General features: G+C 60.7%; 7 protein-coding genes. 6 read left to right on the top strand and 1 reads right to left on the bottom strand.

Features of this window, described 5'->3' with window-relative positions; genetic code table 11:
* The first annotated feature begins 477 nt into the window (after positions 1-477).
* Positions 478-2655 (top strand): malate synthase G, encoded by a 2178-nt coding sequence (locus BK665_RS31735; RefSeq protein WP_123410413.1) that lies wholly within the window; start codon positions 478-480, stop codon positions 2653-2655.
* Between the two features lie 187 nt (positions 2656-2842).
* On the opposite strand, the gene BK665_RS31730 is transcribed toward BK665_RS31735, so the two are convergent.
* Positions 2843-3289 (bottom strand): response regulator, encoded by a 447-nt coding sequence (locus BK665_RS31730; RefSeq protein ID WP_123410412.1) that lies wholly within the window; start codon positions 3287-3289, stop codon positions 2843-2845.
* 259 nt (positions 3290-3548) lie between these two features.
* On the opposite strand from BK665_RS31730, the gene BK665_RS31725 reads away from it, so the two are divergent.
* The 5 genes from BK665_RS31725 (at position 3549) to BK665_RS31705 (ending at position 10542) form a co-directional block, all read left to right on the top strand.
* The gene (locus BK665_RS31725; protein WP_123410411.1) at positions 3549-5483 is read left to right on the top strand and encodes a putative nucleotidyltransferase substrate binding domain-containing protein; all 1935 of its coding nucleotides are present in this window, start codon (positions 3549-3551) and stop codon (positions 5481-5483) included.
* On the top strand, positions 5480-6187 hold the full coding sequence (locus BK665_RS31720) for a 3'-5' exonuclease (RefSeq protein ID WP_123410410.1): 708 nt from the start codon (positions 5480-5482) through the stop codon (positions 6185-6187). Before BK665_RS31725 ends, BK665_RS31720 begins: the two co-directional genes overlap by 4 nt.
* Before the next feature lie 222 nt (positions 6188-6409).
* The gene (locus tag BK665_RS31715; RefSeq protein WP_123410409.1) at positions 6410-6928 is read left to right on the top strand and encodes an RNA polymerase sigma factor; all 519 of its coding nucleotides are present in this window, start codon (positions 6410-6412) and stop codon (positions 6926-6928) included.
* Positions 6925-7896, top strand: a complete 972-nt coding sequence (locus tag BK665_RS31710) for a FecR domain-containing protein (RefSeq protein ID WP_123410408.1) — start codon at positions 6925-6927, stop codon at positions 7894-7896. The genes BK665_RS31715 and BK665_RS31710 overlap by 4 nt, the downstream gene beginning before the upstream one ends.
* A 219-nt stretch (positions 7897-8115) precedes the next feature.
* The gene (locus BK665_RS31705) at positions 8116-10542 is read left to right on the top strand and encodes a TonB-dependent siderophore receptor (protein ID WP_123410407.1); all 2427 of its coding nucleotides are present in this window, start codon (positions 8116-8118) and stop codon (positions 10540-10542) included.
* Positions 10543-10600 lie beyond the last annotated feature (58 nt).

Raw genomic sequence — 10600 nt, 5'->3', positions numbered from 1 at the left:
CTCTTTGAGCAGCAGGCGGCCTAAAGCTCCTACGGAGTGGTCCAAAAAAACTGGACCCCAACAGGCTTGCCCGCGAATGGCCCACCACCAATGAGCCTGCCAAACACAAATCGTGTACAAGTTTTTATATTTAACTGGAACAATCCAATAGTTTTTTGAGAACATCCCGTTCCCCGACATGACTGCAATGCGTCATGGGGTCGCAGAACGACGTAATTAGTCTAATTTTCACAAGCGCAATTCATCATGTAGTATGCCGCAGCGCGCACTACATAACGTTGGATCGATGTCTGCCACAGGCACACTCGCAACCCTGAAAGCCCCGTCAGCAAGGCCTCCAAGCCGTTGATTGGACCGAACCCAGCCGCCCGCAAGGGCATGTACTGGCGGACGGGTTTGTGGTTTAAATGGCCAGAGGCTTCATTGTCAAAATTGAAGAGCTGAAAAGCGAAATAGCTGAGCAGAGTGAGGCAAGCAATGACTGAACACGTTCAAGTCGGTGGCCTGCAGGTCGCCAAAGTCCTGTTCGACTTCGTGAACAACGAAGCCATTCCCGGTTCCGGCCTCACCGCCGATAAGTTCTGGGCCGGTGCCGATAAGGTCATTCATGACCTGGCGCCGAAGAACAAAGCCCTACTCGCCAAACGCGATGATATCCAGGCTCGTATCGACGGCTGGCACCAGGCTCGCGCCGGGCAAGCACACGACGCCGTGGCCTACAAAGCCTTCTTGCAAGACATCGGTTATCTGCTGCCAGAAGCGGCCGATTTCCAGGCAACGACGCAAAACGTCGATGACGAAATCGCCCGCATGGCCGGTCCACAGCTCGTGGTCCCGGTGATGAATGCCCGTTTCGCACTCAACGCCTCGAACGCCCGCTGGGGTTCGTTGTACGACGCGCTCTACGGCACCGACGCCATCAGCGAAGCGGACGGCGCGGAAAAAGGCAAAGGCTACAACAAGGTTCGCGGCGACAAGGTCATCGCCTTCGCCCGCGCCTTCCTCGACGAAGCCGCGCCCTTGGCCGCCGGCACTCACGTCGATTCCACCGCCTACAAAATCGTCGACGGCAAACTGGTGGTCGCCCTTAAAGGTGGCAGCAACACCGGCCTGCGCAACGATGCCCAGTTGATCGGTTTTCACGGCGAGGCCTCGGCGCCGACCGCGATCCTGCTGAAGAACAACGGCCTGCATTTCGAAATCCAGGTCGACGCCAGCACCCCGGTCGGCCAGACCGACGCTGCCGGTGTCAAAGACATCCTGATGGAAGCCGCACTGACCACCATCATGGACTGCGAAGACTCCGTCGCCGCCGTCGATGCCGATGACAAAGTGGTGATCTACCGCAACTGGCTCGGCCTGATGAAGGGCGACCTGTCGGAAGAAGTCTCCAAGGGTGGCAAGACCTTTACCCGCACCATGAACGCCGACCGCACCTACACCGGTGTCGACGGCAAGGAACTGAGCCTGCACGGTCGTTCGCTGTTGTTCGTGCGCAACGTTGGCCACTTGATGACCATCGACGCAATCCTCGACAGCCAGGGCAACGAAGTGCCGGAAGGTATTCTCGATGGCTTGGTGACGTCGCTTGCGGCGATCCACAGCCTCAACGGCACCAGCTCGCGCAAGAACAGCCGCACTGGCTCGGTCTATATCGTGAAGCCGAAGATGCACGGCCCGGAAGAAGCGGCGTTCACCAACGAGCTGTTCGGCCGCATCGAAGACGTGCTCGACTTGCCGCGCAATACGCTGAAAGTCGGGATCATGGACGAGGAGCGCCGCACCACGGTCAACCTCAAGGCGTGCATCAAGGCTGCCAGCGAGCGCGTGGTGTTCATCAACACCGGTTTCCTCGACCGCACCGGCGACGAAATCCACACCTCCATGGAAGCCGGCCCGATGGTGCGCAAGGCTGACATGAAGGCTGAGAAGTGGATCGGCGCCTACGAGAACTGGAACGTCGATATCGGTTTGAGCACCGGCCTGCAAGGTCGCGCGCAAATCGGGAAAGGCATGTGGGCGATGCCCGACCTGATGGCGGCGATGCTGGAACAGAAAATCGCTCACCCACTGGCCGGCGCCAACACCGCTTGGGTGCCCTCGCCGACCGCCGCTGCGTTGCACGCGCTGCACTACCACAAGGTTGACGTGTTCGCCCGTCAGGCCGAACTGGCCAAGCGTGCCCGCGCTTCGGTGGATGACATCCTGACCATCCCGCTGGCCGTCAATCCGAACTGGACGCCCGAGCAAATCAAGAACGAACTGGACAACAATGCCCAGGGCATTCTTGGTTATGTAGTGCGCTGGATCGACCAGGGCGTGGGTTGTTCGAAAGTGCCGGACATCAATGACATTGGCCTGATGGAAGACCGTGCAACGCTGCGGATTTCCAGCCAGCACATCGCCAACTGGCTGCGCCATGGCATCGTCACTGAAGAGCAAGTGCTGGAAAGCCTCAAGCGCATGGCGCCGGTGGTTGATCGCCAGAACGCCAATGACGCGCTGTACCGCCCGTTGGCACCGGACTTCGACAGCAACATCGCCTTCCAGGCGGCGGTCGAACTGGTGATCGAAGGGACGAAGCAGCCGAACGGTTATACCGAGCCAGTGCTGCACCGTCGTCGTCGCGAGTTCAAGGCTGCCAATGGCCTGTAACTGAGCGCTGATGCCGCACAAAAAAAAGGCCCTGATCTTCGGATCAGGGCCTTTTTTGTTTGTGAACACGGTCCCTTGTGGGAGCGGGCTTGCTCGCGAAGGGGTCGTGTCAGTCGACATCATTGTTGCCTGACACGACGCCTTCGCGAGCAAGCTCGCTCCCACAGGGGATGTGGGGAGGTTTACTCTAGGGCTCCATCCCCAACTCATGCTTGACCAACTCCAGCAACTTACCGGTATCAATAGGCTTGAGCAGGAAATCCACCACGCTCAAATGCATGGCGGCAATTGCGTCTTTCACATCGGCATCGCCCGACACAATGATGATCGGCATCGCCGCCCGGACCGACTCACGCACTTGGCGGATCAAGTCCAGACCATCCACATGCCCCATCCGCAGATCGGTAATCACCAGGCCAATCGAGGGCTTCTCTTCCAGCATCTTGAGTGCTGTCTCACCACTGGCGGCAGTCATGCAGCGAATGCCATCCAGCGCAAGAATCTCCGACAGCAGCTCCCTGGCGTCCTTATCGTCATCGACGATCAACACCCGCTGCGGCGGCAGATCAGGTTCCAGCATGATCGCACTGAGCGCCTCGCGCTCGGCGTCACTCAAAATATCGTGGTCGGACATGGCTTTCTCTACGATTTCAATTCAATCCCCTAGCACAGTGGTCAGACATCGCTAAGCAGAGCTTCAATGTGCACTTCGTCGGAAATATTTCCTAGAAGAAAAACGAGACGTTTTCCAACAGCATGTGTAGGGCATATCCGAAATATAGCCAAAAGCACCGACTACCTAGACTTACGTCCAATGGGCACCCCGCGTGCGGGGGCCGACCATGGCTGAACGATCCGACAACAACAATTCAAAAAAGACTGCGGTAATAGTTATGAGTAAAGCGGATGCCTTCACCCAGGCAGGGAAAACCGCGGTATTGCAGAACATCCAGGGCACCCTGCAATTCCTCCAGCGTTTCCCGCCCTTCAATCAGATGGAACATGCCCACCTGGCCTACCTGGTGGAGCAATGTCAGCTGCGTTTCTACGCTCCCGGCGACAGCATCATCAAACCTGCCGACGGCCCGGTTGAGCATTTTTACATCGTCAAACAGGGCCGGGTGGTGGGCGAGCGCCCGCACACGGCCAAGGGCGGCACCGAAACCACCTTCGAAATCACCACAGGGGAATGCTTCCCCCTTGCCGCGTTGCTGGGGGAACGGGCGACTCGAACTGAGCACTTGGCCGCTGAAGATACGTTCTGTCTGCAACTGAACAAACTGGCCTTTATCAAGCTGTTCGCCCTCTCCAACACCTTTCGCGACTTCGCCTTGCGCGGGGTCAGCAGCCTGCTGGATCAGGTCAACCAACAAGTCCAGCAAAAAGCCGTGGAAACCCTCGGCACCCAATATTCCCTGAACACCCGGCTGGGCGAACTGGCGATGCGTCACCCGGTAACGTGCAGCCCGGCCACGCCCCTGCGTGAAGCCGTGACCCTGATGCATGAGCAGCAGGTCGGCAGCATCGTGATCGTCGACGAGCACAAAGCACCGCTGGGTATTTTCACCCTGCGCGACCTGCGCCATGTGGTGGCGCAAGGCATCAATGACTTCAACGAAGCGATCGAGCGCCACATGACTCGGGCGCCGTTTTTCCTGACCCCGGACCACAGCGCTTTCGACGCGGCGATTGCCATGACCGAGCGGCACATCGCCCACGTCTGCCTGGTCAAGGAGCACCGCCTGTGCGGCGTGGTGTCCGAGCGCGATCTGTTTTCCCTGCAACGGGTGGACCTGGTGCACCTGGCGCGGACCATCCGCAGCGCGCAGAAAGTCGAAAACCTGGTGGCGTTGCGCGGCGAGATCGGCCAATTGGTCGAACGCATGCTGGCCCACGGTGCGTCCTCGACCCAAATCACTCACATCATCACCCTGCTCAACGACCACACCGTATGCCGGGTGATCGAGCTGACCCTCGCCGAGAAAGGCGACCCCGGCGTGCCCTTCAGTTGGCTGTGCTTTGGCAGCGAAGGTCGGCGCGAGCAGACCCTGCACACCGATCAGGACAACGGCATTCTGTTCGAAGCCCGGGACGCGGCGCATGCCGCCGAGATTCGCGGCAAGTTGTTGCCCATCGCCCAGCAGATCAACCACAGCCTGGCGCTGTGCGGCTTCACCCTGTGCAAGGGCAACATCATGGCGGGCAACCCCGAGCTGTGTTTGTCCCGGGCCGAGTGGGCGCGGCGCTTCGCGGCGTTTATCCGCGAGGCGACGCCCGAGAATCTGTTGGGTTCGAGCATCTATTTCGACCTGCGGGTGGTCTGGGGCGACGAGCAAGGTTGCGAGCAACTGCGCCGGGGGATTCTCGATCAGGTGGCGGACAACCGTTTGTTCCAGCGGATGATGGCCGAGAACGCCCTGCGCAACCGTCCGCCCGTAGGACGTTTCCGCGAGTTCGTGCTGGCGCGCAAGAATGGCGAGAAAGCCACGCTGGACCTGAAAGTCCAAGGCCTGACGCCGTTTGTGGATGGCGCCCGTTTGCTGGCCCTGGCCAATGGCATCGAAGCCAACAACACCCAGGAACGCTTCCGGCAACTGGTGGAAAAAGAAGTCATCGATCGGCTGGACGGCGCAGCGTATGAAGAGGCTTATCACTTCATCCAGCAAACCCGCATGCAGCAACATCAGCTACAGACCCGGGAGAATTTGCCCTACTCCAACCGCGTCGATCCCGACAGCCTCAATCACCTGGACCGACGCATCCTGCGTGAGTCCCTGCGCCAGGCTCAACGCCTGCAAAGCAGCCTGACTTTGCGGTATCAGCTATGAGCCTGTTTTCCTGGTTGCGCCCGGCGACGCCGCTGCTGGCCGAGGACCTGCAACTACGCCTGCAACACTTGCCGATTGGCGCCGAGCTGCGCGAATGCAGCCTGCGGGAGCAGCGCTGGGTGGTGCTGGACCTGGAAACCACCGGGCTGAACCTGAACAAGGATCGGGTGCTGTCCATAGGCGCGGTGGTGATCGAGGACGGCGCGATTGATTTCAGCCAACAGTTCGAACGCACCCTGCAATGCGTTGATATGAAACTGGCGCCGAGCATGTTGATCCATGGCCTGGGGCCGAGCGCGATTGCCGCCGGCAGCGACCCGGCCGAAGCGTTGCTGGAGTTCATGGAATTCCTCGGCGACAGCCCGGTGCTGGCGTTTCATGCGCCGTTTGATCAACACATGCTTGGGCGGGCGCTGAAAGATCATCTTGGCTACAAGTTGCAGCATCCGTTTCTGGATGTAGCGGACATCGCGCCGCTGCTCTGCCCGCAAGCGAATATCCGTGAGGCGGGGCTGGATGAATGGATTGACTGGTTCAAGCTTGAAGTCTTCGAGCGGCATAACGCCAGTGCCGATGCCTTGGCGACGGCTGAGTTGGCGTTGATTTTGTTCAGCCGGGCGCGGCAGCAGCAGATTCACAGCCCGTTGAATTTGCAGCAACGGATCAGCCAGTGGAAGCGGCGGCAGCGGGCGCCTTCGTTCTGAACCTGCGGCGTCTGTTCTGGCGCCTTCGCGGGCAAGCCTCGCTCCTACATTTGAAATGCGTTCCCCTGTAGGAGCGAGGCTTGCCCGCGAAGAACGATAACGCGGTCTCACTGAATACCCTCACCGCGGCCTCCCGACCAACGCGAATTGCTTACCTCCTCCGCTCCTGCCACAATCGCGAACAATTCTCGTTAGTTAACACTTCCCAATCGGTGATGCTACGTGTCGTCAGTCCAAGGCCCCCACAGTGAGCTCGTTGGTGCGTTATATCGCGACCATCGCGGTTGGCTATTGGCCTGGCTGCGCCGCAATGTGGCCTGCCCGCAACGGGCCGAGGACCTGAGCCAGGACACTTTTGTCCGCCTGCTCGGTCGTGACGAGCTCAAGGAACCCCGCGAACCCCGGGCGTTCCTGGTGGCCATCGCCAAGGGCCTGTTGTTCGACTATTTCCGCCGCGCCGCGCTGGAACAGGCCTACCTCACCGAATTGATGCTGATTCCCGAAGGCGAACAACCGTCCGTGGAAGAGCAGCAAATGATCCTCGAAGACCTCAAGGCCATCGACCGCCTGCTCGGCAAACTGTCGAGCAAAGCCCGGGCGGCTTTCCTCTATAACCGCCTCGATGGCCTGAGCCACGCCGAAATCGCCGAGAAACTCGGGGTCTCGGTGCCTCGCGTGCGGCAATACCTGGCCCAGGGCATTCGCCAATGCTACATCGCGCTGTACGGTGAGCCGGTATGAGCCCGGTCAGTTCCAAACCGGTGTCGGCCCAGGTACTGGATGCGGCGATTGCCTGGCAACTGTCCCTGGATTCCGGCAACCCGATCGAACGCGAAGAATTCGCCAAATGGCACGCCGCCCACGAAGAACACGCCCGGGCCTGGCGCCAACTGGGCATGCTCGACCAACGCTTCAGCGTCGCCAACGGCCCGGCCCGCACGGCGTTGCTGCAATCGCGGGAAAGCATCCGGCGGCGCGTGCGCAAGCTCGGCAGCGGCTTGGCCAGTGTGGTTGCGGTGATTGGTTTGGCGCTGTTCGCCGGGGATCGTTACCTGCCCGTCGACTATTGGCTGGCGGATCAACGCACCGCCACCGGCGAACAACGCACCCTGCGCCTGGCCGACGGCACGGTGATCAACCTCAACACCCACAGCGCCGTGGATGTGCGCTTCGATGAGAAGCAGCGGCGGATCATCCTTCAGGACGGGGAAATCCTCGTCGAAACCGGCCATGGCGATGCCCGGCCGTTTATCGTCGAAACCCGCGAAGGCAGCCTGCGCGCACTGGGGACGCGGTTCCTGGTCAAGCGCGAAGAAGAAGGCACGCGCCTGAGCGTGTTGCAGTCGGCGGTGGCGGCTCATCCCGAATCGAGCCCGGAAGAACAGATCCTGCGCGAAGGCCAGCAAGTGCTCATGCGCAGCAATGGCCTGGGGCCAATCGTCGCGCTCAACCTCGGCGCCGATGCCTGGACCCGGGGCATGCTGGTGGTGGACAACGCACGCCTGGAAGACCTGGTGCATGAACTCGGCCGCTACCGCCGCGGGCACCTGGGCGTGGCGCCGGAGATTGCCGATTTGCGCATCACCGGCAGCTTTCCGTTGCACGACACGGACAAGGCGTTGAGCGCGCTGCTGCCGACCTTGCCGGTGCAGATTGAACAGCACACGGCGTGGTGGGTGACGGTGGCGAAGGCTGACGTTAAGCCCTGAGATTTTTGGCGTCTGATCTGACGCCTTCGCGAGCAAGCCCGCTCCCACAGGGGGTTTGTGTTCGCCGCAGATCAACTGTGGGAGCGGGCTTGCTCGCGAAGAGGCCAGCAGCCACTCCAAAAATCTTGAATCGAAATTATTTTCATCCAGCCCTATCACTTTTGCATTCTCGTCCGGCACCTAGGCAATTGAGAAGTATTCCCTTTCAGGAGCCGCTGTATGTCCCGTTCGCTCGACACCTTGTTGCGCCCCAGTTTGCTGGCGGTCGCCATTGCCCTTTGTGCCCCCCTGGCCAGCAGCCAACTGATCGCCGCGGAACAGGCATCCAGCGCTCGCGCTTACAACCTCCCCGCTGCACCATTGGCCAGCACCCTGAACCAGATCGCCAGCCAGGCCGGCCTCGCGCTGTCGCTGAACCCGGCGCTGGCGGCGGGCAAGACCTCGGCACCGGTCAACGGCCAGTTCGACGCCACTGCGGCCCTGCGCGAAGCCTTGCGCGGCACCGGCCTGCAACTGGAACAGAGCAGCACTGGCACCTACAGCCTGGTGGCCGTGCCCGAGGGCGTGATGGCGTTGCCGGAAACCGCCGTGATTGGTGTGGAAAATGCTGAAAGTGCCTGGGGCCCGGTCGAAGGTTACGTCGCCACGCGCACCGCTGCCGGCACCAAGACCGACACGGCGCTGGTCGAAGCACCGCGCTCGATTTCCGTCGCCACCCGCCAGCAGATGGACGACCGCAAGGTTCAAAACCTCGACGACGCCGTGCGCTACATGCCCGGCATCGTTGCCAGCAGCTACGGCAGCGACACCCGTGCCGACTGGTTGCGGGTGCGCGGCTTCGAACCGACCCAGTTCCTCGACGGTTTGCCGCTGCCTAAAGGCGTGTACGCCATGCCGAAACAGGAAACCTGGAACCTGGACCGCCTCGCCCTGCTGCGCGGTCCGGCCTCTTCGGTCTACGGCCAGACCCCGCCCGGTGGCCTGCTGGACATGGTCAGCCGCCGCCCGAGCGCCGAGTCGAGCAATGAAATCCAGTTGCAATACGGCAGCGACAACTACCGCCAGATCAACTTCGCCAGCACCGGCAAGATCGACGATGAAGGCCGCTTCCTCTACGGCCTGAGCGGTGTGCTGCGCGACAGCGGCACTCAGATCGACCACATCGACAACAAGCGCTACAACATCGCCCCGAGCCTGACCTGGAATATCGACCCGGACACCAAGCTCACCCTGCTCACGCAATTCACCCGCGACGATACCGGCATCACCAGCCAGTTCCTGCCGGTGCAAGGCACGAAAATCAATTCACCGTTCGGCGATATCTCCCACCACAAAAACCTCGGTGACCCGAACTGGGAATACTACGACCGCACCTACTACGCACTGGGCTACGCGTTTGAACACCGCATCAACGATGTCTGGCAGTTCAAGCAAAACCTGCGCTACACCAAGACCGACCTGTCGTTCCAGGCCATTACGGTCGGTTCGTACCCGTTCACCCTGGTCGACGACCAGGGTAACGTCGGGCGCACCACCACCAGCGTCGACGAAGACATCAGCCAGTTCGCCGTGGATAACAATTTCCAGGGTGATTTCGCCACCGGTGATATCCGCCACACGCTGTTGATCGGCCTCGATCACCAGCGCACCAATTCCAACTACACCTCGATCTTCGGCAGCGCCCCCGCCACCAACGTGAACAATCCGATCTACGGTCTGCCGATCGAACGTCCGGCGCGCTCCACGGCGTTCTACGACTACGATCAGAAAACCAACCAGACCGGCCTCTACGTCCAGGACCAGATGGCCCTCGACCAATGGCGCCTGACCCTGGGCGGTCGCGAAGACTGGATTCACACCGGCACCACCTACTTCAACAAGGCCGACGCGACCAACACTGATCGCAACAAGAAATTCAGCGGCAACGCAGCGATCAGCTACGTCTTCGACTCGGGTTTCGTGCCTTACCTGTCGTATGCCGAGTCGTTCCAGCCCACCAGCAACGCGAGCAGTTCGCCGACTGATTCGTTCAAGCCGACCGAAGGCAAGCAGTGGGAACTGGGTATCAAGTATCAGCCGCCGGGCAGCAACACGTTGCTGAGTGCGGCGGTGTATGACTTGACCCAGAAAAACGTCTCGGTCACCACCACCGTGGCCGATATCCCTATCACCAGCCAAACTGGCGAAGTGAAGGTCAAGGGCCTGGAGCTGGAAGCCGTTTCCGACGTGACCGACAACCTTAAAGTCATCGCCGCCTACACCCTGGCCAAGTCCGAAGTGCAAAAAGGCGATTTCAAGGGCAATCGCCTGCAACTGATGCCGAATCAGCAAGCCTCGCTGTGGACCGATTACACCTGGCACACCGGCGTGCTCGACGGCTTCGGCGTGGGCGCCGGCGTGCGCTACACCGGCAACACCTATGGCGACCAGGGCAACACCTGGCTGGGCAAGGCTGACGCCTACACCGTGTTCGACGCCTCGGTGCATTACGACCTCGGCCGCCTCGACAACAGCCTCAAAGGTGCGTCGTTGGCGCTGAACGCCACCAACCTGTTCGACAAGGACTACATCTCCACCTGTGACAGTTTCTACTGCTACTACGGCGACCAACGCAGCGTCGTCGCCAGTGCTTCTTACAAGTGGTAATCGCCTGACCTGACACGCCCTATGACCAAGCCGTCCCCAGTGGACGGCTTTGGTCTTT

The sequence above is a fragment of the Pseudomonas frederiksbergensis genome (assembly GCF_003732665.1).
Classification (GTDB): Bacteria; Pseudomonadota; Gammaproteobacteria; order Pseudomonadales; family Pseudomonadaceae; genus Aquipseudomonas; species Aquipseudomonas frederiksbergensis_G.
This window is presented reverse-complemented; position numbering and strand designations above follow the sequence as displayed.

What these genes read in the sequence shown, in the direction of transcription:
- BK665_RS31725 (WP_123410411.1), top strand. Translation starts at nt 3,549, where the DNA reads ATGAGTAAAGCGGATGCCTTCACCCAGGCAGGGAAAACCGCGGTATTG.
- BK665_RS31710 (WP_123410408.1), top strand. Translation starts at nt 6,925, where the DNA reads ATGAGCCCGGTCAGTTCCAAACCGGTGTCGGCCCAGGTACTGGATGCG.
- BK665_RS31735 (WP_123410413.1), top strand. Translation starts at nt 478, where the DNA reads ATGACTGAACACGTTCAAGTCGGTGGCCTGCAGGTCGCCAAAGTCCTG.
- BK665_RS31720 (WP_123410410.1), top strand. Translation starts at nt 5,480, where the DNA reads ATGAGCCTGTTTTCCTGGTTGCGCCCGGCGACGCCGCTGCTGGCCGAG.
- BK665_RS31730 (WP_123410412.1), bottom strand. Translation starts at nt 3,289, where the DNA reads ATGTCCGACCACGATATTTTGAGTGACGCCGAGCGCGAGGCGCTCAGT.
- BK665_RS31705 (WP_123410407.1), top strand. Translation starts at nt 8,116, where the DNA reads ATGTCCCGTTCGCTCGACACCTTGTTGCGCCCCAGTTTGCTGGCGGTC.